We start from the raw sequence: 25,957 nt of genomic DNA, 5'->3' as shown, positions 1-25,957 counted from the left end.
AGCCAAGAATAAGGATGGCGGACCATGAGCCTGCCCGGAAAGTCGATACTGCTGGTCGACGATGACCAGGAAATTCGCGAGCTGCTGCACACCTACCTGAGCCGCGCGGGCTTCCAGGTGCGCACCGTCGGCGATGGCACGGGCCTGCGCCAGGGCCTGTGCGCCGAGCCGGCGGACCTGCTGATCCTCGACGTGATGCTGCCCGACGAGGACGGCTTCAGCCTGTGCCGCTGGGTGCGCGAGCACCAGCGCTTCGCCCAGGTGCCGATCATCATGCTCACCGCCAGCTCCGACGAGGCCGACCGGGTGATCGGCCTGGAGCTGGGCGCCGACGATTACCTGGGCAAGCCGTTCAGCCCGCGCGAACTGCTGGCGCGGATCAAGGCCCTGCTGCGCCGCGCCCATTTCAGCCAGGAGCGCGGCAGCGAGGTGCTGGCCTTCGACGACTGGCGCCTGGACATGGTCAGCCACCGGCTGTTCCATGCCGACGGCGAGGAGGTGATCCTCTCCGGCGCCGACTTCGCCCTGCTCAAGCTGTTTCTCGACCATCCGCAGCAGATCTTAGGCCGCGACACCATAGGCAACGCCACCCGCGGCCGCGAGGTGATGCCGCTGGAGCGCATCGTCGACATGGCGGTCAGCCGCCTGCGCCAGCGCCTGCGCGACACGGACAAGCCGTCGCGGCTCATCCGCACGGTGCGCGGCAGCGGCTACCTGCTGGCGGCCAACGTCGCGCCGTACCTGGGCGATGGCCATTAACCCGCGCCGCTTGCTGCCGCTGCCGCGCTCGCTGCTGGCGCGCATGTTGCTGCTGACCCTGCTGGTGGTGTTGCTGGCCCAGGCCCTGTCGAGCTTCATCTGGGTGTCTCAGCTGCGCGCCAGCCAGATGGAGGGCCTGCTCACCAGCGCGCGCAGTCTGGCTCAGTCGATGGCCGCCAGCGTCGGCTACTTCCGCTCCCTGCCGCTGGGCTACCGGCCGCTGGTGCTCGACCAGCTGCGCAACATGGGTGGCACGCGCTTCTTCGTCTCGCTCAACGACAAGCCCCTGAGCATGCAGGTGCTGCCGCAGACGCCACGCAAGCGCGCGGTGCTCGACGCGGTGGATGCGACCCTGCGCGAGCGCCTGGGCAAGGACCTGGACCTTTCCGTGCAGTTCGTCAGCCCGGACGACCTGCGCATCTTCAACAGCGCCCTGGCCCTCGACCAGCTGCCGCGCTCCTGGGCCCACTATGCCCTGAGCCTGGAGCCGCTGAACCCGCCGGTGCTGGTGACGCAGATCCAGATCGCGCCGAACGAGTGGCTGTACCTGGCCTCGCTGATGCCCGAGCCCTATGTCAGCCTGGAGCAGCAGGGCCTGCCGGCCCAGCAGCTGTGGTTCATCCTCCTCACCAGCAGCTTCCTGCTGCTGTTCATCGGTTTGCTGGTGCACTGGCAGAGCCGCCCGCTCAAGCGCCTGGCGGTGGCGGCGCGGGAGATGTCCCTGGGCAGCGAGGTCGAGCCGCTGCCCGAGGCCGGCGGCAGCGAGGTGGTGGAGGTCAGTCGCGCCTTCAACAGCATGCGCGAGCGCATCGGCCGCTACCTGCGCGAACGCAGCCAGTTGTTCAGCGCCATTTCCCACGACCTGCGCACACCGATCACCCGCCTGCGCCTGCGTGTCGAGCTGCTCGACGACGAGGAGCTGCAGGCCAAGTTCGGCCGCGACCTGGACGAGCTGGAGATGCTGGTCAAGGGCGCGCTGCAGTGCGTCAAGGACACCGACATCCACGAGAACATCGAGCCGGTGGACCTCAACCATCTGCTCAACTGCGTGATCGAACCCTACCTGGCCCCGGCCGGCAACGGCCGGGTGACCCTGGACGGCCAGGCCCTGGCCAGCTATCCGGGCAAGCCCCTGGCGCTCAAGCGCTGCATCGGCAACCTGGTGGACAACGCCCTGAAGTACGGCGAACGGGCCCACCTGCATATCGAGGACGATGCCGAGGCCTTCGTCCTGCACGTCGATGACGAAGGGCCTGGGGTGCCGGAGCAGCGCCTGGAGCAGGTGTTCGAACCGCACTTTCGTCTGGCCGGGCAACAGCAGGGCTATGGCCTGGGCCTGGGCATCGCGCGCAATATCGCCCACAGCCACGGCGGCGAGCTGAGCCTGCGCAACCTGCGCGAAGGCGGCCTGCGGGTGACCCTGATGCTGCCGCGCCAGGCCGAGTGAGGACGCGCATCAGTCGTCCGCCGCCTCCAGCATCGCCAGCAGCCGCCTCAGGTCGGCGTCCAGTGCCGCCAGTTCGGCGTCGTCCAGCGGCGCCATGATCCGCTGCTCGTTCTCCACATGGGCCGTCACCGCGCGGTCGATCAGCGCCTTGCCGTCGTCGGTCAGGCGCACCAGCAGGCTGCGTGCGTCCGCCGGATTGGCCTCGCGGCGCACCCAGCCGCTGGCCTCCAGGCTCTTCAGGCGGTGGGTCATGGTGCCGGAGGTGACCATCAGGGTGGCGAACAGCTCGGTCGGCGCCAGACAGTAGGGCGCGCCGGAGCGCCGCAGGGTCGCCAGCACGTCGAATTCCCAGGCGCTCAGGCCGAAGGTGGCGAAGGTTTCGTCCAGGCGCCGGCCGAGCAGGGTGGAGCAGCGCTTGAGCCGGCCGATGGTGCCCATGGGGCCGAGTTGCAGGTCCGGGCGCTCGCGGCGCCACTGTTCGAGGATGGCGTCTACCGCATCCGGTCGTCGATCTGTGCTCATCAGGCGGACCTTTTTATCTTGATATCAAGATTGTTATGTGGGAGGCTTTGATTTTATCTTGAATTGAAGGTAATTGCATGAGCAGCAAGCAAGCACCCCTGCCCTGGGTCGATGTGCTGATCACCGCCCTGGCACCGGCCATTTGGGGCTCGACCTACATCGTCACCACCGAGTTGTTGCCGCCGGACCGGCCCTTCACGGCCGCGTTGCTGCGCTGCCTGCCTGCCGGCTTGTTGCTGGTGCTGTACAGCCGGCACCTGCCCGGCCGCGCGACCTGGCCGCGCCTGGCGGTACTCGCGGCGCTGAATATCGGCTTCTTTCAGGCCCTGCTGTTCGTCGCCGCCTACCGCTTGCCCGGCGGCCTGGCGGCCGTGGTCGGTGCCTTGCAGCCGCTGCTGGTGATGGGCCTGGTGTGGGGGCTGGACAGCCGCCGGCCGGCCAACCTGGCCCTGGGCGCTGGCGCGCTGGGGGTGGCCGGCATGGCCGCGCTGCTGCTGGCGCCGGGGGCCGTGTGGGATCCGCTGGGCATCGCCGCGGCCTTCGTCGGCACCGCCTGCATGGCGGCCGGGACCTACCTGGCGCGGCGCTGGCGCCCGCAGGTGCCGCTGCTGGCGTTCACCGGCTGGCAGTTGCTGCTCGGCGGGCTGTTGCTGGCGCCGGTGGCCTGGAGTCTCGATCCGCCGTTGCCGAGCCTGAGCCTCAGCCAGTGGCTGGCCTATGCCTACCTGTCGCTGTTCGGCGCGCTGCTGGCCTATGCCCTGTGGTTCCGCGGCATCGCCCGGCTGACGCCGGTCGCGGTGTCCTCGCTGGGCCTGCTCAGCCCCTTGACCGCGGTGGTCCTCGGCTGGGCGCTGCTCGGCCAGAGCCTGACCGGCCTGTCGCTGCTGGGGCTGGTGGCGGTGCTCGGCAGCATCCTGGCGGTGCAGTGGGCTTCAGCGGCGCCGGCTTCGCAACCGCCCGCGGCGCCGGTCGCGCAACTGCAGCGCTGATCGGCAACCTTGGCCGGGCGTGTCGTCGCGCTGCGGTCTTCATCATTCATCGCCAGAGGAGAATCCCATGTCCGACTTCATCAAACAGATCATCGAGTCCCGCGTATCGACCGGTCGCTACGACACCAGTCGCGACCTGTCGGACGAACAGGTCAGCGAGCTGGTGCGCCTGGCCGCCCGCGCGCCATCGGCCTACAACCTGCAGAACTGGAAGTTCATCGCCGTGCGCAGCGCCGAGGCCAAGGCGCGCCTGCACGGGGCGGCCTACGGCCAGCAGCAGGTGCTCGATGCCCCGGTCACCTACATCGTCTGCGGCACCCTGGAGGCCCATGAGGGGCTCGCGCGGGCGCTGCAGCCCTCGGTCGCGGCCGGCATCCTCGATCAGGCGCTGGTCGAGGGCTGGGTCGCCGCGGCCACCGGCTCGCACCGGGGCAACCCGCAGCTGCAGCGTGACGAGGCGTTGCGTTCGGCCTCCCTGGCGGCCATGACCCTGATGCTGGCCGCCGCGGGCATGGGGCTGGCAACCGGCCCCATGAGCGGCTTCGATGCCGCGGCGGTGGCGCGCGAGTTCGACCTGGCGGCCAATGAGGTTCCGGTGATCCTGGTCACCGCCGGCTACCCGGCTCGGGGCAACTGGCCGCAGAAGCCGCGCAAGCCGTTGCCCGAGGTCATGGCGTTCGCCTGAGCCCGCCGATGCGTCCAAGCAGGCGCGCGCCGCTCCCGGCGCTCCGGTTGGCCCGGAACGATCCGAGCAGGTCGTCCGGGCCTTCCTGCCTGTGCAGCCAGGCACTCGAATGGCCGGGGTGCTGCGGGGCCGCGCCTTTGTAACCAGCCTGTGACCTTTGCGCATCCCTTCGTTACCCTCCACGCCGGGGACCCTGGATAGAATCCACTGCAGCGCAAGCACCAGACTTGCCCGTGGATCACATCAATCCCGTGGATAACAACAAGAAGGTACCGTCCATGAATGCGTTCTCCCGCCTGACAACTGCCGTTTCCCTCGCCTACCTGCTGCCGCTGGCCGCCCATGCCGGCGAAGTCGAAGTGCTGCACTGGTGGACCTCCGGTGGCGAGAAGCGCGCCGCCGACACCCTGCAGAAACTGGTCGAGGAGAAGGGCCACAGCTGGAAGGACTTCGCCGTCGCCGGCGGCGGTGGCGAGGCGGCCATGACGGTACTCAAGACCCGCGCCGTTTCCGGCAACCCGCCTGCCGCCGCCCAGATCAAGGGACCGGACATCCAGGAGTGGGGCGAGCTGGGCCTGCTGACCGACCTCAATGGCGTCGCCGAGCAGCAGGGCTGGGATAAGCTGCTGCCCGAGCAGGTGGCCAATGTGATGAAGTACGACGGCGACTACGTCGCGGTGCCGGTCAACGTGCACCGGGTCAACTGGCTGTGGATCAACCCGCAGGTCTTCGCCCAGGCCGGCGCCACCGCGCCGACCACCCTCGACGAATTCTTCGCCGCCGCCGACAAGCTCAAGGCCGCCGGCTTCATTCCCCTGGCCCACGGCGGCCAGCCCTGGCAGGACAGCACCGTGTTCGAGGACCTGGTGTTCAGCGTCCTGGGCGCGGAAGGCTTCCACAAGGCCTTCGTCGAACAGGACGAGGCGACCCTCACCGGGCCGAAGATGGTCGAGGCCTTCGCCGCCCTGAAACGGCTGCGCGGCTACATCGACGCCAACGCCGCCGGTCGCGACTGGAACGCCGCCACCGGCCTGGTGATCAACGGCAAGGCCGGCATGCAGGTGATGGGCGACTGGGCCAAGAGCGAATGGACCGCCGCCGGCAAGGTGGCGGGCCAGGACTACCAGTGCCTGCCGTTCCCCGGCACCCAGGGCAGCTTCGCCTACAACATCGATTCGCTGGCCATGTTCAGGCTGAGCGACGAAGGCAACCGCAAGGCCCAGGCCGACCTGGCCGCGACCGTCATGTCGCCGCAGTTCCAGGCGTTCTTCAACCAGAACAAGGGCTCCATACCGGTGCGCCTGGATCAGGACATGAGCGGCTTCGATGCCTGTGCCCAGGCCTCCATGGCCGACTTCAAGGAGGCGGCCGGCAACGGCGGCCTGCAGCCGAGCCTGGCCCACGGCATGGCCGCTTCCAGCTACGTGCAGGGCGCGGTGTTCGATGTGGTGACCAACTTCTTCAACGACCCGCAAGGCGACCCGCAGCGCGCCGCGCAGCAACTGGCCGCCGCGATCAAGGCCGTGCAGTAAGGCCAATCCTGGCCGCCGGCCAGCCCGGCGGCTCTCTCCAGGTGACTCGAGTATCCCGGTGCGGTGAAAACCGCGCCGTGGATAGGTGCGCCCTGAATCCGTTCCTCTCGACGTGATGGACCTGTGTTATGAGCTCAATCGCAGTCTTTACCAAGGCCTCGCCCTTGGACGCCCTGCAGCGCTGGCTGCCGAAGCTGGTGCTGGCGCCGAGCATGCTGATCATCACGGTCGGCTTCTACGGCTACATCGGCTGGACCCTGCTGCTGTCGTTCACCAATTCACGCTTCATGCCCAGCTACAAGTGGGTCGGCCTGGAGCAGTACCAGCGTTTGCTGGACAACGACCGCTGGTGGGTGGCGAGCCAGAACCTGCTGCTGTTCGGCGGCCTGTTCATCGCCATCAGCCTGGTGCTGGGGGTGCTGCTGGCGGTGCTGCTGGATCAGCGCATCCGCCGCGAAGGGTTCATCCGCACCATCTTCCTCTACCCCATGGCGCTATCGATGATCGTCACCGGCACCGCCTGGAAGTGGCTGCTCAATCCCGGCCTGGGCCTGGACAAGCTGCTGCGCGACTGGGGTTGGGAAGGTGTTCGTTTCGACTGGCTGGTGGACCCGCAGTACGTGGTGTACTGCCTGGTGATGGCGGCGGTGTGGCAGGCCTCAGGCTTCGTCATGGCGCTGTTCCTCGCCGGCCTGCGCGGCGTCGACCAGTCGATCATCCGCGCCGCCCAGGTCGACGGCGCCAGCCTGCCGGCCATCTACCTGCGCATCGTCCTGCCGAGCCTCGGCCCGGTGTTCTTCAGCGCCCTGATGATCCTCGCCCATATCGCGATCAAGAGCTTCGACCTGGTGGCCTCGATGACCGCGGGCGGTCCGGGCTACTCCTCCGACCTGCCGGCGCTGTTCATGTACGCCCACACCTTCACCCGCGGCCAGATGGGCCTCGGCGCCGCCAGCGCGATCCTCATGCTCGGCGCGGTGCTGGCGATCCTGGTGCCGTACCTGTACTCCGAACTGAGGAACAAGCGCCATGATTAAGCGTGCCCTGACTCCGGGCCGTGTGGCCATCTACGCGACCCTGCTGGTGGTCTGCGCGGTCTACCTGATTCCGCTGGTGATCATGCTGCTCACCAGCTTCAAGACCCCGGACGACATCCGCAGCGGCAACCTGTTGTCCTGGCCCGAACTGTTCACCGCGATCGGCTGGGTCAAGGCCTGGGACAGCGTCGGCGGATACTTCTGGAACTCGGTGAAGATCACCGTGCCGGCGGTGCTGATCTCGACCCTGCTCGGCGCGCTGAATGGCTACGTGCTGGCCATGTGGCGCTTCCGCGGTTCGCAGCTGTTCTTCGGCCTGCTGCTGTTCGGCTGCTTCCTGCCGTTCCAGGTGGTGCTGCTGCCGGCGTCCTTCACCCTCGGCCAGCTCGGCCTGGCCAACACCACCGGCGGCCTGGTGCTGATCCACGTGGTCTACGGCCTGGCCTTCACCACGCTGTTCTTCCGCAACTACTACGTGAGCATCCCCGCTGCCCTGGTGCGCGCGGCGCGCCTGGACGGCGCCGGCTTCTTCACCATCTTCGGCAAGATCCTGCTGCCGATGTCGCTGCCGATCATCATGGTCTGCCTGATCTGGCAGTTCACCCAGATCTGGAACGACTTCCTCTTCGGCGTGGTGTTCGCCAGCGGCGACACCCAGCCCATCACCGTGGCCTTGAACAACCTGGTCAACACCAGCACCGGGGTCAAGGAATACAACGTCGACATGGCCGCGGCGCTGATCGCCGGGCTGCCCACCCTGGTGGTCTACGTGCTGGCCGGTAAGTACTTCTTGCGCGGGCTGACTGCCGGCGCCGTCAAAGGTTGAGGACACGACAATGGCAACCCTCGAACTACGCAACGTCAACAAGTCCTACGGCAGCGGCCTGGCGGACACCCTGAAGAACATCGAGCTGTCCATCGACTCGGGCGAGTTCCTGATCCTGGTAGGGCCGTCCGGCTGCGGCAAGTCGACCCTGATGAACTGCATCGCCGGCCTGGAGGATGTCAGCGGCGGGGCGATCCTGGTGGACGGCGACGACATCAGCGGCAAGAGCCCCAAGGATCGCGACATCGCCATGGTGTTCCAGTCCTACGCCCTGTACCCGACCATGAGCGTGCGCGACAACATCGCCTTCGGCCTGAAGATCCGCAAGCTGGCGCAGGCACAGATCGACGAGGAGGTGGCGCGGGTGGCCAAGTTGCTGCAGATCGAGCACCTGTTGAGCCGCAAGCCCGGCCAGCTGTCCGGTGGCCAGCAGCAGCGCGTGGCCATGGGTCGGGCCCTGGCGCGGCGGCCGAAGATCTACCTGTTCGACGAGCCGCTGTCCAACCTGGATGCCAAGCTGCGGGTGGAGATGCGCACCGAGATCAAGCTGATGCACCAGCGCCTGAAGACCACCACGGTCTACGTCACCCACGACCAGATCGAGGCCATGACCCTGGGCGACAAGGTGGCGGTGATGAAGGACGGCATCATCCAGCAGTTCGGCACCCCGCAGCAGATCTACAACGACCCGGCGAATCTCTTCGTGGCGAGCTTTATCGGTTCGCCGCCGATGAACTTTATCCCGCTGCGGGTGCAGGTGCGCGACGGCCAGCGCTACGGCCTGCTGGAATCCGCGGCCGGCGCTCCGGGTCAGGCGCGGTGCGAGCTGGCGCTGGGGGCGGCCGAGGGGCTGGAAGGGCGCGAGCTGATCCTCGGCATTCGCCCCGAACAGCTTCTGCAGGTCTCGGTCGGGGGCGCTGTGCTGCCTTCGATCGTCGCCGAGGTCGAGGTCATCGAGCCCACCGGCCCGGACACCCTGGCCTTCGTCGAGATCAACCAGACCAAGGTCTGCTGCCGCCTGGCGCCGGACGCGGCGCCGCGGGTGGGGCAGGGCCTGGAGTTGCAGTTCGACCCGGGCAGGGCGCTGCTGTTCGACGCGCGCACGGGCGAGCGCCTGCCGCTCGGCGTGCCGGTTGTCAGCACGGCGCCGCGCAAGGTCGCGCAGCTGAAGGGCCGCTGACGGCCGGAAGGCCGTCCGCGCGCCTCCGCGCGCGCAAGTCCATGCAATGAGCCGCAACAGGCTCGTCCGGCGCCTGCCGTGTCTGCGCGCCGCGACGGGCCGCACCCATGATCTGACCATAACAACAAGAAGGAGTAGGTGAATGAAAGCAGCGAAGAGTCTCGGCCTGGCGGTAACCCTGGCCTATCTGGCAGCACCCGGCTCGGCATCGGCCCTGGAGTTCAGCGGTTATCTGCGCAGCGGCGCCGGTACGGCCGACGGCAATGGCCGCCAGTCGTGCTTCCAGTTGCCCGGCGCCCAGTCGAAGTTCCGCCTGGGCAACGAGTGCGAGCAGTACGCCGAACTGGACCTGCGCCAGGACCTGCTGAGCCTGGACGATGGCTCGGTGGTCAGCGTCGAGGGCATGGCGCAGTTGTTCAACGAGTATGGCCACACCCCGACATTCACCGGCGAGCATGGCTTCACGCGGATGAATCAGGCCTATGCCGAGTGGAGCCAGGTGCCGGCGTTAAACGGCGGCTCGCTGTGGGCGGGGCGGCGCTTCTACAAGCGCAACGACATCCATATCAGCGACTTCTTCTACTGGAACCAGAGCGCCACCGGCGCCGGCATCGAGGACTACGCGCTGGGCGGGCTGAAGTACAGCTACGCCTTCTCGCGCAAGGACAGCGTGTTCCAGAAGGAATACATCAACCGCCACGACTTCAACGTCGCCGGCTTCGACACCAACCCGGGCGGCGAGCTGGAGCTGGGCCTGAGCTTCATCGACAAGCCGCGCCACATCGAAGGCGCCCACAGCGGCTGGTCGATCACCGCCCAGCACAAGCAGCAGGACTTCCTCGGCCTCGGCGGCAAGAACACCTTCGCCCTGCAGTACGGTCCCGGCCCGGGCACCGCCCTGGGTTCGACCGGCGACGTGATGCTCGACGACAGCGCCAAGCGCTATCGCCTGGTGGAGCACTTCGACTGGCAGATCACCCCGCGCCTGGGGGGCCAGTTCCTGGTGGTGTACCAGAAGGACGAGCGCGCCGATATGGACGACGAGAACTGGCTATCGGTCGGCGGCCGCGCCAGCTACGCCTTCACCGAGCAGTTCAAGCTGGTCGGCGAACTGGGCCACGACCAGGTCGATGCCAGCGGCGGCACGCGCAAGCTGAGCAAGCTCACCGTGGCGCCGACCTGGTCGCCGTCCGGTCCGGGCTTCTGGGCCCGCCCGGAGCTGCGCCTGTACTACACCTACGCCAGCTGGAACCAGGCGGCGCAGGAGGCCGCCAGCCGGATGGCCGCCGGCTCGGCACTGTCCGACAGCGGGGCGTTCGGCAGCGCCCGTCACGGCTCGAACTTCGGCGTGCAGGTCGAGTACTGGTGGTGAGGCCCGAGGCTGCCGCGGCGCGGGGCATCCCCGAGCCGGCGTCGCGGCGGGCACCTGGGGGCGCAGCTGCCTGCTCTGTGCCGCTGCCGAGCGGGGCGGTGGAGACCGTCCTGCTGGGTACAGGTGTCAAAAGCGCTACTATGAATGACGCGCGGCCCGCGGGGCTTCGCCGCTTCGGCGCAGTGCTCCGGCGCTGCCGCGCAAACTGCAACCAGCCTGAATTCGCCAGCCGCTATGCACCGTACTAATCGTTTTTCCGAACCCTCCTTCGAGTTGATGGACGACCACGAAGGCCACTCGTTGATCTATCGGCAGCACGGCTTTCCCAGTCCGTTGGTGCGCTGGCATTTTCACAAGGAATACGAGCTGCACCTCATAGTCGCCAGCTCAGGCAAGGTGTTCATCGGCGACTACATAGGCAACTTCTCAGCGGAGTCGCTGTTCCTGACCGGGCCCAACTTGCCGCATAACTGGATCACCCAGGCCGGGGAGGGCGAGGCGTTCGCCGAGCGCGACATGCTGGTCAATTTCACCGACAAGGTGCTGGAGCGCGGCGTCGCGGTCTTCGACGAACTGAAGAGCGTGGCCCCGCTGCTGGCCCGGGCACAGTTCGGCATCGAGTTTCGCGATCCGTCCTGCATCCGCGAGGCGCGGCTGTTGCTGCAGAAGATCGCCGACTCCCAGGGCGCTACCCGGCTCGGTCATTTCTTCATCCTGCTCGAGCTGTTGGCCGCCAGCGAGGACTACCAGCTGCTCTCCGGCCGAATCCCCGCCCAGCCGGCGGACGAGCAGCATGTCGACCGCATCAATCGGGCGGTGGACTACATCTTCCAGCGCTACGTCCAGGACCTGAGCCAGGAGGAGGTGGCCGAGTACCTGGGCATGACCCCGACCTACTTCTCGCGCTTCTTCAAGCAGGCCACCGGGCGCGGTTTCGTCGAGTTCGTCAACCGACTGCGGGTGAGCAAGGCCTGCGAGCTGTTGAGCCAGAGCGACATGCCGGTGACCGAGGTCTGCTTCGAGTCTGGATTCAGCAACATTTCCAACTTCAACCGACGCTTTCAGCAGTTGAAGGGCATGACGCCCTCGGACTACCGCAAGCTGGTGGTACAGCGCCTGACCGAGCAAAACCTGTACTGATTTGCCGGCTGTATTTCTCGTTCGCCCCGTAATTGCTGGGATGCAGTGCTTTTGCCTGGTTGGCAGGCTGGCCATTAAGTGCAAAAAAGTATTGGTCGGGGTGCAGTCTAGGATTTGTTCCAGGCGGCATGGCGGGGGTGTAATGCAGGTCGACTAATACAAAAACAACAGCGTTCTCCTGGTGTCGTAGCGGCCCGGGAGGGGAGTCCGAAAATGAACCATTCAGCTAAAGCACTGCTTGCTGCATCCTGCCTGTCCCTGACGACTTTTGCCCAAGCCGCGCAAACCCTGACCATCGCCACGGTCAACAACAGCGACATGATCCGCATGCAGCGGCTCGCCAAAACCTTCGAAGAGCAGCATCCGCAGATTCGCCTGAAGTGGGTGGTGCTCGAAGAGAACGTCCTGCGCCAGCGCCTGACCACCGACATCGCCACCAAGGGCGGCCAGTTCGACGTGCTGACCATCGGCATGTACGAAGCCTCGCTGTGGGGCGAGAAGGGCTGGCTCGAACCCATGGCCGACCTGCCGGCCGACTATGCCCTGGACGACGTCTTCCCCTCCGTACGCGAAGGCCTGTCGGTCAAGGGCACGCTGTACGCCCTGCCGTTCTACGCCGAAAGCTCGATCACCTACTACCGCACCGACCTGTTCGCCCAGGCCGGCCTGCACATGCCCGAGCACCCGACCTGGGAGCAGATGCGCGAGTTCGCCGCCGCCCTGCACAAGCCGGAGCAGGAGCAGTACGGCATCTGCCTGCGCGGCAAGGCCGGCTGGGGCGAGAACATGGCGCTGATCAGCACGGTGGCCAATGCCTACGGCGCGCGCTGGTTCGACGAGCAGTGGCAGCCCGAATTCAGCGGCAGCGAGTGGAAGCAGGCGCTGAACTTCTACGTCGATACCCTCAAGCAGTACGGCCCGCCGGGCGCCTCCAGCAATGGCTTCAACGAGAACCTGGCGCTGTTCAACAGCGGCAAGTGTGCGCTGTGGGTGGATGCCAGCGTGGCCGGCTCCTTCGTCACGGACAGCAGCCAGAGCAAGGTCGCCGACAAGGTAGGCTTCAGCCACGCGCCGCAGCAGGTCACCGACAAGGGCTCGGCCTGGCTGTACTCCTGGGCGCTGGGGATACCCACCAGCTCCAAAGCCAAGGCCGCGGCCAAGACCTTCAGTGCCTGGGCGACCTCCCAGGCCTACGCCAAGCTGGTCGCCGAGACCGATGGCGTGGCCAACGTACCGCCGGGCACCCGCGCCTCGACCTACAGCGACGCCTACATGGCGGCCGCGCCGTTCGCCAAGGTCACCCTGGAGTCCCTGCAGCAGGCCGACCCGGCGAACCCGACGCTCAAGCCGGTGCCCTATGTGGGTATCCAGTTGGTCACCATCCCCGAGTTCCAGGCCATCGGCACCCAGGTCGGCATGCAGTTCACCGCAGCGCTCACCGGGCACATGTCGGTCGACCAGGCTCTCGCCGCTGCCCAGCAGTCCACGGCACGCGAGATGAAGCGCGCGGGCTACCCCAAGTAGACCGGCTCACCTGAGCGCCCCGGCACCGCGCCCTCAGTCCCGATGGCCGGTGCCCGACTGTCCGCATTCTCCCGGATTCACACGGAGTCACCATGAACACTTCGACCCTCGACGCGCCCCTGAAAAGCGCCCCCGCGGTTGCCCGCACCAAGCGGCGCACGCTCAAGCCGGGCTGGTTCCTGGTCAGCCCTTCGGTGGCGCTGCTGCTGTTGTGGATGATCATTCCCCTGGGCATGACCATCTACTTCTCGCTGATTCGCTACAACCTGCTGTATCCCGGCGAAAACCAGTTCGTCGGCCTGGAGAACTTCGAGTACTTCCTCAGCGACGCCGGCTTCATGCCGGGTGCGCTCAACACCCTGTTGCTGGTCGGCAGCGTGCTGCTGATCAGCGTGGTGTTCGGCGTGCTGATCGCCGCACTGCTGGAGGCCTGCGAGTTCTGGGGCCGGGGCATCGTCCGCGTGCTGCTGATTTCGCCCTTCTTCATCATGCCGACGGTCAGTGCCCTGGTGTGGAAGAACCTGATCTTCCATCCGGTCTCGGGGATCCTCGCGGCGATCTGGAAGCTCTTCGGCGCGCAGCCGGTGGACTGGCTGGCCCAGTACCCGCTGCTGTCGATCATCTTCATCGTGTCCTGGCAGTGGCTGCCGTTCGCCATCCTGATCCTGATGACCGCCATGCAGTCGCTGGACCAGGACCAGAAGGAGGCCGCGCGCCTCGACGGTGCCGGTCCCGTCGCGATCTTCTGGCACCTGACCCTGCCGCACCTGGCCCGGCCGATCGCCGTGGTGGTGATGATCGAGACCATCTTCCTGCTCTCGGTGTTCGCCGAAATCTTCACCACCACCGCCGGCGGCCCGGGCTTCGAGTCCACCAACCTGGCCTACCTGATCTACAACCACGCGCTGCTGCAGTTCGACGTCGGCATGGCATCGGCCGGCGGCTTGATCGCGGTGGTCATCGCCAACCTCGCGGCGATAGTGCTGATCCGAATGATCGGCAAGAACCTCACCAACCAGCAATGAGGCCTTGATCATGCTGACGCTTAAACAATCCCGTCGCCTGCAGAGTGTGCTGGTGGGTACTTCGGCCTGGGCTATCGCCGCGCTGATCTTCTTCCCGATCCTGTGGATGATCCTCACCAGCTTCAAGACCGAGATCGCCGCCTTCGCCACGCCGCCGCAGTTCCTCTTCATGCCGACGCTGGAGAACTACCTGCTGATCAACGAGCGCAGCGACTACTTCAGCTTCGCCTGGAATTCGCTGCTGATCTCGGTCACGGCGACCCTGCTGTGCATGCTCATCGCCGTGCCGGCGGCCTACTCCATGGCCTTCTTCGAGAGCCGCCACACCAAGCGCACGCTGCTGTGGATGCTGTCGACCAAGATGCTGCCGCCGGTGGGCGTGCTGATGCCGATCTACCTGATCTGCCAGAGCCTGGGCCTGCTCGATTCGCGCATCGCGCTGATCGTCATCTACACCCTGATCAACCTGCCGATCGTGGTCTGGATGATTTACACCTACTTCAAGGACATCCCCGTCGACATCCTCGAAGCCGCGCGCCTGGATGGCGCCACCACCCTGCAGGAGATCGCTCGCGTGCTGCTGCCGATCGCCCGCGGCGGCCTGGCCTCGACCATGCTGTTGTCGCTGATCCTGTGCTGGAACGAGGCCTTCTGGTCGCTCAACCTGACCAGCTCGGCCGCCGCCCCGCTGACCGCCCTGGTCGCCTCCTACTCCAGTCCGGAAGGCCTGTTCTGGGCCAAGCTCTCGGCCGTTTCGACCCTGGCCTGCGCGCCCATCCTGATTTTCGGCTGGATCAGCCAGAAACAACTCGTCCGCGGCCTGTCCTTCGGCGCCGTCAAGTAACAAGAGGATTTCCCCATGGCTAATTTGAAGATCCGCAACCTGAAGAAAGGCTTCGACGGCACCGCCATCATCAAGGGCATCGACCTGGACATCCGCGACCGCGAGTTCGTGGTGTTCGTCGGCCCCTCCGGCTGCGGCAAGTCCACCCTGCTGCGGCTGATCGCCGGACTGGAGGAAGTCACCAGCGGCCACATCGAGCTGGACGGCAAGGACATCACCGACATGGCCCCGGCCAAGCGCGACCTGGCCATGGTGTTCCAGACCTACGCCCTGTACCCGCACATGACCGTGCGCAAGAACCTGTCCTTCGCCCTCGACCTGGCCGGCGTGGACAAGCGCGAGGTGCAGGAGAAGGTCGACAACGCCGCGGCCATCCTCGAGCTCAAGCCCCTGCTCGAGCGCAAGCCCAAGCAACTCTCCGGCGGCCAGCGCCAGCGCGTGGCCATCGGCCGCGCCATCGTGCGCAACCCGAAGATCTTCCTGTTCGACGAGCCGCTGTCCAACCTCGACGCCGCCCTGCGCGTGCAGACTCGCCTGGAGCTGGCGCGCCTGCACCAGGAGCTGCAGGCGACCATGATCTACGTGACCCACGACCAGGTCGAGGCCATGACCCTGGCCGACAAGGTGGTGGTGCTCAACGGCGGGCGGGTCGAGCAGGTCGGCTCGCCCATGGAGCTGTATCACCATCCGGCCAACCTGTTCGTCGCCGGCTTCCTCGGTACGCCGAAGATGGGCTTCCTGCGGGGCCAGACCGCCAAGGTCGACGCTGCCGCCTGCGAAGTGAAGCTGGAGTGCGGCGCGCAACTGAGCCTGCCGCTGGCCGCCGCCGGCCTGGCCGCGGGCAGCGCGGTGACCCTGGGCGTGCGTCCCGAGCACTTCGACATCGTGCCGGCCGGCCAAGGCCAGTTGCGGGTCACCGCCGACGTCAGCGAGCGTCTGGGCAGCGATACCTACTGCCACGTGCGCTGTGCCTCCGGGGAGATGCTGACCATCCGCGTACGCGGCGATTTCGCCCCGCGCGCCGGCGAAGTCCTGGAGCTCGCTTTCGACCCGGCCCACTGCCACCTGTTCGACGCCGATGGCCAGGCCATTGCCAAACGACTCCAGCAGGCGGCCTGAGGCCGCCCGCCAGCCCCATCCAGGAATGCACAGATGAAACTCAATCGCCAGCACCTCGACCAGTTGGCGGCGCCTATTGCGCTGCCCGCGTACCGTGCCGACACCACCCAGCAGGGCATCGTCCACATCGGTGTCGGTGGCTTCCATCGCGCCCACCAGGCGTACTACACCGAGGCCCTGATGAACCAGGGCGAGGCCCTCGACTGGTGCATCTGCGGCGTCGGCCTGCGCGGCGCCGACCGCGCCATGCGCGATGCCCTGGCCGCCCAGGACTACCTCTACACCCTGGTCGAGCTGGGCGACGAGGCGGGCAACGCGGTGCAGGTGGTCGGCGCCATCAGCGGCATGCTGCTGGCCGAGGACTCGCCCCAGGCGCTGATCGACAAGCTGGCCGATCCGGCGATCCGCATCGTCTCGCTGACCATCACCGAAGGCGGCTACTGCATGGACGACAGCAGCGGCGAGTTTCTCGCCGAGCTGCCCGACATCCAGCACGACCTGGCCCATCCCGGGGCCCCGCGCAGCGTCTTCGGCTTTCTCTGTGCGGCCCTGGCCCGGCGCCGCGCCGCCGGCACCCCGGCCTTTACCCTGATGTCCTGCGATAACCTGCCGCACAACGGCGCGGTCACGCGCAAGGCGCTGCTCAGTTTCGCCGGCCTGGCCGACCCCGAGCTGGCCGCCTGGATCGAGGCCAATGTCAGCTTTCCCAACGCCATGGTCGACCGCATCACGCCCATGACCAGCGAGGCGCACCGCCAGCAACTGGCCGAGCGCCACGGCATCGAGGACGCCTGGCCGGTGGTCTGCGAGCCCTTCGCCCAGTGGGTGCTGGAGGACAAGTTCGTCAACGGCCGGCCGGCCTGGGAGAAGGTCGGCGTGCAGTTCACCGACGACGTCACGCCCTACGAGGAGATGAAGATCAAGCTGCTCAACGGCGGCCATATGGCGCTGACCTACCTGGGCTTTCTCAAGGGCTATCGCTTCGTCCACGAGGCGATGAACGACCCGCTGCTGCGCCGTTACCTGCGCGCCTTCATGGACCTGGACGTGACTCCGCAGCTGGCGCCGGTGCCGGGCATCGACCTGGAGGTCTACAAGGACACCCTGATCGAGCGCTTCTGCAACCAGGCCATTGCCGACCAGCTGGAGCGGATCTGCTCCGACGGCTCGTCGAAACTGCCCAAGTTCATCGTGCCGACCCTCAACCGGCTGCTCGAAGACGGCGCTGCGCTGGAGCGTGGCGCCCTGGTGGTGGCGGCCTGGGCACTGTACCTCAAGGGCGTCGACGAGAACGGCGAGCACTACCGGATCGTCGACCCACGCGCCGAGCACTGCCAGGCGCTGATCGATGACGACCAGCAACTGACCGCCCGGGTGCTGGGTGAAGAGACGATCTTCGGCGGCGCGCTGGCCGCCTCGCCGGCCTTCGTCGCCGCCTTCGAGCGCAATCTCGAGAGCCTGCGCAGCCAAGGGGTGAGCGTCACCCTGCAGGCCCTGCTCGCTTGAGCCCCCGTGCCGCGAAGGCGCCTTCCCCTGATAAGGAGTCAGTTATGTATCTGGTATGTGGCGAGGCTTTGTTCGATGTCTTCAGCCTGGACGAAGGCGCGCGCAGCAGTCAGCTCGAATTGCAGGCGATCGCCGGTGGTTCGCCGTTCAACGTGGCCGTCGGCCTGCGTCGCTTGGCCGCCGATTCGGCGCTGTTCGCCGGAATTTCCACGGATTTTCTCGGCGAGCGACTGCGCCGGGTGTTGCATGAGGAAGGCGTGAGCGGCGCCTACCTGGTGTCCAGCGACGCGCCGACCACCCTGGCGATGGTCGCGGTCGATGCCCAGGGCGTGCCGCAGTACAGCTTTCGCGGCGAGGGCTGTGCCGATCGCATGCTGGGCCTCGAGCATCTGCCGACGCTGGAGGCACGGGTGCGCGGCATTCATGTCGGCTCCTACTCCCTGGTGGTGACGCCCATCGCCGATACCCTGTTCGAACTGGTGCGGCGCGAGGGCGATCAACGCCTGATCAGCCTCGACCCCAATGTGCGCCTCGGCGTCGAGCCCAGCATCGAGCTGTGGCGCCAGCGCGTCGAGGCCTTCGCCGCCCAGGCCCACCTGATCAAGGTCAGCGAGGAAGACTTGGCCCTGCTCTACCCGCAGCGCGATCCCGAGGACGTGGTCGGTCAGTGGCTCGGCCAGCGTTGCCAGCTGGTGTTCCTCACCCACGGCAGCGACGGCGCCAGCGTGCACAGCCGCCAGCACGGGCGCTGGGCGGTGCCGGCGCAGGCGGTGGACACGCGCGACACGGTCGGCGCAGGCGACACCTTTCAGGCCGCACTACTGGCCTACCTGAGCCGCCACGGCCTGGACAGCCCGGAGGCGCTGGCCGCGCTGTCGCGCACGCATATCGAGGCGATGCTCGACTACGCCGTGCGCGCCGCTGCGGTGACCTGCTCGCGCACCGGGCCGGATCTGCCCTACGCCCATGAACTGGAACAGCCTTGAGCCGCGCCGGAGCCTCAAGCCTTTCGTCCATTAACTTTCCAGGAGTTGTCATGCCGCACCCTCAGCCATCCCACGATGTCACCCGGTTGCCCGCCTGGCAGGGCCTTGCCGCGCACCGCGAGTGCTTCGCCGAGTTCAGCATGCGCGACGCATTCGCCGAGCAGCCGCAGCGCTTCGCCGAGTTTTCCCTGAACGACTGCGGGCTGTTCCTCGACTACTCGAAGAACCTGATCACCCGCGAAACCCGCGACCTGCTGGTGCGCCTGGCCGAAGAGTGTGGCCTGCGGCAGGCGATTGGCGCGCTGTTCGACGGCGAACGGCTCAACGCCTCGGAGGGCCGCCCGGCCCTGCACACCGCCTTGCGCCGGCCGATCGGCGACAAGGTGCTGGTCGACGGCGTCGACGTGATGCCCGAGGTGCACCGGGTGCTGCTGCAGATGACCGAGCTGGTCGGCAAGGTGCATGACGGCCTGTGGCGCGGCTACAGCGAGAAGCCCATCACCGACGTGGTGAACATCGGCATCGGCGGCTCCTTCCTCGGCCCGCAGCTGGTCTCCGAGGCGCTGCTGCCCTTCGCCCAGCGCGGCGTGCGCTGCCACTACCTGGCCAATATAGACGGCAGCTCGTTCCATGAGCTGGCGGCCAAGCTGCGCGCCGAAACCACCCTGTTCATCATCTCCTCGAAGACCTTCAGCACCCTGGAGACCCTGAAGAACGCCCAGGCTGCACGCAGCTGGTACCTGGCCCAGGGCGGTTCGGAAGCCGAACTGCATCGTCACTTCATCGCCGTGTCGAGCAACGTGCCGGCGGCGGTGGCCTTCGGCATCCGCGAGGAGAACATCCTGCCGATGTGGGACTGGGTTGGCGGCCGCTACTCGCTGTGGTCGGCCATCGGCCTGCCGATTGCCATGTCCATCGGCATGTCCAACTTCAAGGAGCTGCTGTCCGGCGCCTACCGTATGGACGAGCACTTCCAGAACGCCCCGTTCGAGCAGAACATGCCGGTGCTGCTGGCTCTGCTGGGCATCTGGTACGGCAATTTCTGGGGCGCCCAGACCCAGGCGATCCTGCCGTACGACCACTACCTGCGCAACATCACCAAGCACCTGCAGCAGCTGGACATGGAGTCCAACGGCAAGCGCGTGCTGCAGGACGGCAGGCTCGTGCCCTGCGCCACCGGCCCGGTGATCTGGGGCGGGGTCGGCTGCAACGGCCAGCACGCCTATCACCAGCTGCTGCACCAGGGCTCCGCGCTGATCCCGGCCGACTTCATCGTGCCGGTGGTCAGCTACAACCCGGTGGCCGACCATCACCAGTGGCTGTACGCCAACTGCCTGTCGCAGAGCCAGGCGCTGATGCGCGGCAAGACCCAGGCCGAAGCCGAGGCCGAACTGCGCGCCAAGGGCCTGGACGAGGATGAGGTGCAGCGCCTGGCGCCGCACAAGGTGATCCCCGGCAACCGGCCGAGCAACACCCTGGTCATGGAACGGGTCAGCCCGCGCCGTCTCGGCGCCCTGGTCGCGCTGTACGAGCACAAGGTGTTCGTGCAGAGCGTGATCTGGGGCATCAACGCCTTCGACCAGTGGGGTGTGGAGCTGGGCAAGGAGTTGGGCAAGAGCGTCTACTCGCGCCTGGTCGGCAGCGAGCAGGGCGGAGCCGAGGACGGCTCGACCCAGGGGCTGATCGACTTCTTCCGCGGTCGTCATCGGGGTTGAGCTGATGCGGCTGCCGCGCCGCTGAGGCGCGGCATCGCCCGGCCATTCACCACTGAAGATTTAAAACCGAGTGATTCGTCACTCGGCAAGGGAGCTGTACGCCTGCACAAAGCCAGAGCATCCGTCGCTTCGGCGGTTTCCGAAGCCCCCCACAACAAAAACAATTAGGAGTAACCATGGAGAATGGCCCCAACCCTCAGTCATCGTCGGTAGTCAGTGGTGTGCGTGGCGCACCCTACCTATTGGCCGTGGCTTTGCTGTTGCCCCAAGCCCAGGCCCTGGAGTTCAGCGGCTATGTGCGCAGCGGCGCCGGTACAGCCGACGGCAATGGCCGCCAGTCGTGCTTCCAATTGCCCGGCGCCCAGTCGAAGTTCCGCCTGGGCAACGAGTGTGAGCAGTACGCCGAACTGGACCTGCGCCAGGACCTGCTGAGCCTGGACGACGGCTCGGTGGTCAGCGTCGAAGGCATGGCGCAGCTGTTCAACGAGTATGGGCATACCCCGACATTCACCGGCGAGCATGGCTTCACGCGAATGAACCAGGCCTACGTCGAGTGGAGCCAGGTGCCGGCGCTAAACGGCGGCTCGCTGTGGGCCGGGCGGCGCTTCTACAAGCGCAACGACATTCATATCAGCGACTTCTTCTACTGGAACCAGAGCGCCACCGGCGCCGGCATCGAGGACTACGCGCTGGGCGGGCTGAAGTACAGCTACGCCTTCTCGCGCAAGGACAGCGTGTTCCAGAAGGAATACATCAACCGCCACGACTTCAACGTCGCCGGCTTCGCCACCAACCCGAATGGCGAGCTGGAGTTCGGCCTGAGCTTCATCGACAAGCCGCGCCACATCGAAGGCGCCCACAGCGGCTGGTCGATCACCGCCCAGCACAAGCAGAAGGACTTCCTCAACCTCGGCGGCACCAACACCCTGGCCCTGCAGTACGGTCCGGGTCCGGGCACCGCCCTGGGCTCCACCGGCGACGTGATGCTCGACGACAGTGCCAAGCGCTATCGCCTGGTGGAGTTCTTCGACTGGCAGATCACCCCGCGCCTGGGTGGCCAGTTCCTGGTGGTGTACCAGAAGGACGAGCGCGCCGACATGGACGACGAGAACTGGCTGTCGGTCGGCGGCCGCGCCAGCTACGCCTTCACCGAGCAGTTCAAGCTGGTCGGCGAGCTGGGCCACGACCAGGTCGATGCCGAGGGCGGCACGCGCAAGCTGAGCAAGTTCACCGTGGCGCCGACCTGGTCGCCGTCCGGTCCGGGCTTCTGGGCCCGCCCGGAGCTGCGCCTGTACTACACCTACGCAACCTGGAACCAGGCGGCGCAGGAGGCCGCCAGCCGGATGGCGGCCGGCTCGGCGCTGTCCGACAGCGGGGCGTTCGGCAGTGCCCTCCACGGTTCGAACTTCGGCGTGCAGGTCGAGTACTGGTGGTGAGGCTCGATGTTGCCGCTTAGGGCACGGCATCGACTCGGCTTGCCCTCTGGCAAGCCGGCGAGCCGGCCGGGGGGGGGCGTGGAGCACCCCCTGGCCGGGTTGTTTCGGCCGTGCGGCGGGCCGCCGCAGCGTTGGTTGATGCATCAGGGACGCGAGCTGCTGCTGATCGAGCACCCGCGCTGCCAGGCCGTATTCAGCCGTCAGGGCGCGCAGCTGCTGCACTTCCAGCCGACTGGCGAGCGCCCCTGGTTGTGGTGCGCCAGTCGCTGGCAGCCCCACGGGGCGATTCGCGGCGGCGTGCCGATCTGCTGGCCCTGGTTCGGCCGCCATCCGAGCGAGCCTGGCTGGCCGTCCCACGGCTGGGCGCGGCTGAGCGATTGGCAGCTGTTGGGCTGCGAGAGTCATGAGCGAGGCGTGCGCCTGCGCTGGCGGCTGGAGCTGTGCGACTGGCAGGTGACCCTGGAGGCCGAGCTGGGCGATGAGTTGAGCCTGCGCCTGGTCACCCTGCACGGGGACAGCGAGCCCTGCAGGCTCAGCCATGCCTTGCATGCCTACTGGCGGGTCGGCGATGTGGCACAGCTGGCGCTGCTGGGGTTGGACGGCGCCTCGGGTCACGATCTGCTGGCGCGCGCCGACTGCCGGCAGCAGGGCGAGTTGCGCATCGGGGATGGCTGCCACCGGGTTTACCGCCGCGGCGGCGAGCTGCAGCTGCGGGATCTGGCCTGGCAGCGGCGCCTGCTGCTGGATACCTCCGGTGCCGCCAACAGCGTGGTCTGGCATCCCGGCAGCCGGCCGCTGACCGATGTCGGCTGGAACGAGACCCTGGGCTTCCTCTGTGTCGAGGCGGCCAGCTGCGGACCCGACAGCCTGAGTCTGCAGGCCGGCGAGGAGGGCGTGCTGAGTCTGGGCGCGCGCCGGGGCTGAACTTATGAAATAAATGTAGTTATATAACAACATTAATCCTTGATGGATGTTGTTGTACGAGATATCTATAGATTTAGTTGATAGAGCAACAATTTAATGGCGAGGCCTCCGCTCCCGTGAGCACCCTTCGGGGTCTCTCTGCGGTCGGTCCGTTCCGCGCCTCGCCTGTCCTGTTCGCACCACCTGCCTTCGAGGGAATTCAGCTATGCAGCGCAGAACGAAAATTGTCGCCACCCTGGGGCCGGCCACCGAGAGTCCCGAGGCCATCGAGGCGCTGGTGCTGGCCGGCGTCGATGTGGTGCGCCTGAATTTCTCCCACGGCAGTGCCGAGGAGCACATCGCCCGTGCCGCGCTGGTGCGCGAGCTGGCCCGCAAGCACGGGCGCTTCGTCGCCGTGCTGGCCGACCTGCAGGGGCCGAAGATCCGCATCGCCCGCTTCGCCGAGGGCAAGGTGCAGCTGTGCAAGGGGCAGGTCTTCGTCCTCGATGCCGGGCGGGGCAAGAACGCCGGCGACGCGCATGGCGTGGGCATCGACTACGAGGCGCTGATCAGCGACAGCCGGCCGGACGACATCCTCTTGCTGGACGACGGACGCATCGAGCTCAGGGTGTTGCGGGTCGAGGGCGGCCAGGTGGTCTGCGAGGTGCTGGTCGGCGGGCCGCTGTCCAACAACAAGGGCATCAATCGCAAGGGCGGTGGCCTGTCGGCTGCGGCCCTGACCGACAAGGATCGCGCCGACATCCAGACCGCCGCCAGCATGGGGGTCGACTACCTGGCGGTGTCCTTCCCCCGTGACGCTGCCGACATGCAGCTGGCGCGCCGCCTGCTGCGTGAGGCCGGCGGCGAGGCCGGGCTGATCGCCAAGATCGAGCGGGCCGAGACGGTCGTCGACCCCCGCGTGCTGGACGCCATCATCGAGGCCTCCGAGGGGGTGATGGTGGCTCGCGGCGACCTGGGGGTGGAGATAGGCGATGCCGAGCTGGTGGCGGTGCAGAAGCTGATCATCGAGCGGGCGCGCAGCCTCAATAGGGTGGTGATCACCGCGACGCAGATGATGGAGTCGATGATCAGCCAGTCGCTGCCGACCCGTGCCGAGGTGTTCGACGTGGCCAATGCGGTGCTCGACGGCACCGATGCGGTGATGCTCTCGGCCGAGACCGCCGCCGGCGCCTACCCGGTCGAAACCGTGCAGGCCATGCGCCGGGTCATAGTCGGGGCGGAGAAGCATCCGCACACCCATCGCTCCAAGCACCGCATGGATGAGCGGTTCCACAAGATCGACGAGTCGATCGCCATGGCTGCCATGTATGCGGCCAACCACCTGCACGGGGTTCGGGCGATCATCTGCATGACCGAGAGCGGGGATACGCCGCGGCTGATGTCGCGCATCCGCTCGCACCTGCCGATCTACGCTTTCTCGCGCAACCCGCGCACGCAGAGCCGGGTGGCCCTGTTCCGCGGGGTGCAGACCATTCCCTTCGATTGCGACGCCTATCCGATCGGCGAAGTCAACGGCCGCGCCGTCGAGGAGCTGGTGCGGCGCGGCGTGGTGGCGGAGGGCGACCACGTGCTGATCTCGCGCGGCGATCATGCCAACGCCCAGGGCGGTACCAACTGCCTGCGGGTGGTCCGCGTGGGCGATGCCGTTTGCTGATGCGCTCGGTCTGGGTATGCGCGGCGCCGGCGTTGCGCGCCCGCGAGGATTCGTTTCGTGCCGGCGCGGACCGCCGCCTCGGCATTGGCTATTTACAAGAGGTATTGCCATGAGCACTGCTAGTCGTCTCGACACGCTTTTCCCGACCCCGGCCGAGATTCCCGAGGCATACCGCCTGGGCGCCCTCATCGAGCAGCGCGACTACCTGGTCGATGGCCAGCTGCGCATCTGGGAGGGGCCGCTGGCGACCGTGCGCAGCCCGGTGTACCTGGCGGGCGAGGGGGGCGATGAGCAGGTGGTGCTCGGCAGCACGCCGGAACTCGACGAGCGGGCGGCGCTGGACGCCCTGGACGCGGCGGTACGCGCCTACGCCAACGGCCAGGGCGCCTGGCCGACCATGCGTGTGGCCGAGCGCATCCAGCATGTCGAGGCCTTCCTGGTGCGCATGCGTGCGCAGCGCGAGGCGGTGATCAGGCTGCTGATGTGGGAGATCGGCAAGAACCTCAAGGACTCGGAGAAGGAGTTCGACCGTACCTGCGACTACATCGTCGACACCATAGCCGCGCTCAAGGAGCTGGATCGTCGCTCCAGCCGCTTCGAGCTGGAGCAGGACTGCCTCGGCCAGATCCGTCGCGTGCCGCTGGGCGTGACCCTGTGCATGGGGCCCTACAACTACCCGCTGAACGAGACCTTCACCACCCTGATCCCGGCGCTGATCATGGGCAACACCGTGGTGTTCAAGCCGGCCAAGTTCGGCGTGCTGCTGATCCGCCCGCTGCTCGAGGCGTTTCGCGACAGCTTCCCGGCCGGGGTGATCAACGTCATCTACAGCGGCGGCCGCGAGGCGGTCAGCGCGCTGATGGCCAGCGGCAAGATCGACGTGTTCGCCTTCATCGGTACCCACAAGGGCGCCAGCGCGCTGAAGAAACTGCACCCGCGGCCGCACCGCCTGCGCGCGGCCCTGGGCCTGGACGCGAAGAACCCGGGCATCGTGTTGCCCGAGGTCGACCTGGACAACGCGGTGAGCGAGGCGCTGACCGGTGCGCTGTCGTTCAACGGCCAGCGCTGCACCGCACTGAAGATCCTCTTCGTTCACGAGGAGGTGGTCGGCAGCTTTCTCGACAAGTTCAACAGCAAGCTCGCCGCGCTCAAGCCGGGCATGCCCTGGGAGTCGGGCGTGGCCCTGACGCCGTTGCCGGAGGAGGGCAAGGTCGAGTGCCTCGACGCCCTGGTGGCCGACGCCCTGGCCAAGGGCGCGCGGGTGGTCAATCCCGGTGGCGGCGAGTCGCGCGGCTCGTTCTTCTACCCGGCCGTGCTCTACCCGGTCGGCGCGGACATGCGGGTCTACCAGGAGGAGCAGTTCGGCCCGCTGGTGCCGGTGGTGCCCTACCGCGACCTGCAGACGGTGATCGACTACGTGCTGGAGTCGGACTTCGGCCAGCAACTGAGCATCTTCGGCAGCGACTCGGCCCAGGTCGGCCGCCTGATCGATGCCTTCGCCAACCAGGTCGGGCGCATCAATCTCAATGCCCAGTGCCAGCGCGGCCCGGACAGCTACCCGTTCAACGGGCGCAAGAACTCGGCCGAGGGGACCCTGTCGGTGCATGACGCGTTGCGCGTGTTCTCCATCCGCACCCTGGTGGCGACCAAGTTCCAGGAGAGCAACAAGGCGCTGGTCAGCGAGATCATCCGCAAGCGCGAGTCGAGCTTCCTGACCACCGACTACATCTTCTGA

Annotated in this window: 22 protein-coding genes; 21 read left to right on the top strand and 1 reads right to left on the bottom strand. The window is 67.1% G+C overall.

What is annotated here, in order from left to right; genetic code table 11:
• Positions 1-24: 24 nt before the first annotated feature.
• Together ACSX1C_RS06940 and ACSX1C_RS06935 are read left to right on the top strand one after the other, a co-directional pair.
• Positions 25-759: a response regulator gene (locus ACSX1C_RS06940; protein WP_439888820.1), complete on the top strand. Its 735-nt coding sequence runs from the start codon at positions 25-27 to the stop codon at positions 757-759.
• Between the two features lie 19 nt (positions 760-778).
• A complete protein-coding gene (locus ACSX1C_RS06935; protein WP_439889376.1) occupies positions 779-2,206 on the top strand; it encodes an ATP-binding protein in 1,428 nt (475 codons plus the stop codon).
• Positions 2,207-2,215: 9 nt separating this feature from the next.
• Here the strand turns inward: ACSX1C_RS06935 and ACSX1C_RS06930 are convergent, their stop codons facing one another.
• The gene (locus ACSX1C_RS06930) at positions 2,216-2,728 is read right to left on the bottom strand and encodes a MarR family winged helix-turn-helix transcriptional regulator (protein ID WP_439888819.1); all 513 of its coding nucleotides are present in this window, start codon (positions 2,726-2,728) and stop codon (positions 2,216-2,218) included.
• Positions 2,729-2,805: 77 nt separating this feature from the next.
• On the opposite strand from ACSX1C_RS06930, the gene ACSX1C_RS06925 reads away from it, so the two are divergent.
• The 19 genes from ACSX1C_RS06925 to ACSX1C_RS06835 all read left to right on the top strand — a co-directional run bounded on the left by ACSX1C_RS06925 (position 2,806) and on the right by ACSX1C_RS06835 (position 25,957).
• A complete protein-coding gene (locus ACSX1C_RS06925; protein ID WP_439888818.1) occupies positions 2,806-3,717 on the top strand; it encodes an EamA family transporter in 912 nt (303 codons plus the stop codon).
• 67 nt (positions 3,718-3,784) lie between these two features.
• A complete protein-coding gene (locus tag ACSX1C_RS06920; RefSeq protein WP_439888817.1) occupies positions 3,785-4,402 on the top strand; it encodes a nitroreductase family protein in 618 nt (205 codons plus the stop codon).
• A 278-nt stretch (positions 4,403-4,680) separates the two neighbouring features.
• On the top strand, positions 4,681-5,934 hold the full coding sequence (locus ACSX1C_RS06915; RefSeq protein ID WP_439888816.1) for an ABC transporter substrate-binding protein: 1,254 nt from the start codon (positions 4,681-4,683) through the stop codon (positions 5,932-5,934).
• A gap of 128 nt (positions 5,935-6,062) precedes the next feature.
• Positions 6,063-6,971 carry a carbohydrate ABC transporter permease gene (locus ACSX1C_RS06910; protein ID WP_439888815.1) on the top strand — a complete coding sequence of 303 codons (909 nt, stop codon included), beginning with the start codon at positions 6,063-6,065 and terminating at the stop codon, positions 6,969-6,971.
• Positions 6,964-7,797, top strand: coding sequence for a carbohydrate ABC transporter permease (locus ACSX1C_RS06905; protein WP_439888814.1), 834 nt, complete (start codon positions 6,964-6,966; stop codon positions 7,795-7,797). The genes ACSX1C_RS06910 and ACSX1C_RS06905 overlap by 8 nt, the downstream gene beginning before the upstream one ends.
• Positions 7,798-7,807: 10 nt before the next feature.
• Positions 7,808-8,977: an ABC transporter ATP-binding protein gene (locus tag ACSX1C_RS06900; protein ID WP_439888813.1), complete on the top strand. Its 1,170-nt coding sequence runs from the start codon at positions 7,808-7,810 to the stop codon at positions 8,975-8,977.
• A gap of 142 nt (positions 8,978-9,119) precedes the next feature.
• A complete protein-coding gene (locus tag ACSX1C_RS06895; RefSeq protein ID WP_439888812.1) occupies positions 9,120-10,349 on the top strand; it encodes a maltoporin in 1,230 nt (409 codons plus the stop codon).
• Positions 10,350-10,583: 234 nt separating this feature from the next.
• Positions 10,584-11,489, top strand: a complete 906-nt coding sequence (locus ACSX1C_RS06890; protein ID WP_439888811.1) for a helix-turn-helix domain-containing protein — start codon at positions 10,584-10,586, stop codon at positions 11,487-11,489.
• A gap of 213 nt (positions 11,490-11,702) precedes the next feature.
• Positions 11,703-13,013 carry an ABC transporter substrate-binding protein gene (locus ACSX1C_RS06885; RefSeq protein WP_439888810.1) on the top strand — a complete coding sequence of 437 codons (1,311 nt, stop codon included), beginning with the start codon at positions 11,703-11,705 and terminating at the stop codon, positions 13,011-13,013.
• 92 nt (positions 13,014-13,105) lie between these two features.
• Positions 13,106-14,038: a carbohydrate ABC transporter permease gene (locus ACSX1C_RS06880; RefSeq protein WP_439888809.1), complete on the top strand. Its 933-nt coding sequence runs from the start codon at positions 13,106-13,108 to the stop codon at positions 14,036-14,038.
• Positions 14,039-14,048: 10 nt separating this feature from the next.
• Positions 14,049-14,882 (top strand): carbohydrate ABC transporter permease, encoded by an 834-nt coding sequence (locus tag ACSX1C_RS06875; RefSeq protein ID WP_439888808.1) that lies wholly within the window; start codon positions 14,049-14,051, stop codon positions 14,880-14,882.
• A 15-nt stretch (positions 14,883-14,897) separates the two neighbouring features.
• Positions 14,898-16,001, top strand: a complete 1,104-nt coding sequence (locus tag ACSX1C_RS06870) for an ABC transporter ATP-binding protein (RefSeq protein ID WP_439888807.1) — start codon at positions 14,898-14,900, stop codon at positions 15,999-16,001.
• 33 nt (positions 16,002-16,034) lie between these two features.
• Positions 16,035-17,507, top strand: a complete 1,473-nt coding sequence (locus tag ACSX1C_RS06865) for a mannitol dehydrogenase family protein (protein WP_439888806.1) — start codon at positions 16,035-16,037, stop codon at positions 17,505-17,507.
• Between the two features lie 44 nt (positions 17,508-17,551).
• The gene (locus ACSX1C_RS06860; protein ID WP_439888805.1) at positions 17,552-18,493 is read left to right on the top strand and encodes a carbohydrate kinase family protein; all 942 of its coding nucleotides are present in this window, start codon (positions 17,552-17,554) and stop codon (positions 18,491-18,493) included.
• Between the two features lie 50 nt (positions 18,494-18,543).
• Positions 18,544-20,208, top strand: a complete 1,665-nt coding sequence (gene pgi, locus ACSX1C_RS06855; RefSeq protein WP_439888804.1) for a glucose-6-phosphate isomerase — start codon at positions 18,544-18,546, stop codon at positions 20,206-20,208.
• Between the two features lie 176 nt (positions 20,209-20,384).
• Complete coding sequence (locus tag ACSX1C_RS06850; protein WP_439888803.1) at positions 20,385-21,644, top strand: maltoporin; 1,260 nt, start codon at positions 20,385-20,387, stop codon at positions 21,642-21,644.
• Between the two features lie 138 nt (positions 21,645-21,782).
• A complete protein-coding gene (locus tag ACSX1C_RS06845; protein ID WP_439888802.1) occupies positions 21,783-22,568 on the top strand; it encodes a D-hexose-6-phosphate mutarotase in 786 nt (261 codons plus the stop codon).
• 205 nt (positions 22,569-22,773) lie between these two features.
• Positions 22,774-24,222 carry a pyruvate kinase gene (gene pyk / locus ACSX1C_RS06840; RefSeq protein ID WP_439888801.1) on the top strand — a complete coding sequence of 483 codons (1,449 nt, stop codon included), beginning with the start codon at positions 22,774-22,776 and terminating at the stop codon, positions 24,220-24,222.
• 109 nt (positions 24,223-24,331) lie between these two features.
• Positions 24,332-25,957, top strand: a complete 1,626-nt coding sequence (locus ACSX1C_RS06835; protein ID WP_439888800.1) for an NADP-dependent glyceraldehyde-3-phosphate dehydrogenase — start codon at positions 24,332-24,334, stop codon at positions 25,955-25,957.

It is taken from the genome of Pseudomonas sp. MBLB4123 (assembly GCF_051904775.1).
In the GTDB taxonomy this organism is placed as follows: domain Bacteria; phylum Pseudomonadota; class Gammaproteobacteria; order Pseudomonadales; family Pseudomonadaceae; genus Aquipseudomonas; species Aquipseudomonas benzenivorans_B.
The sequence above is the reverse complement of the archived record's forward strand: the minus strand, read 5'-3'. Positions and strand labels throughout refer to the sequence as shown.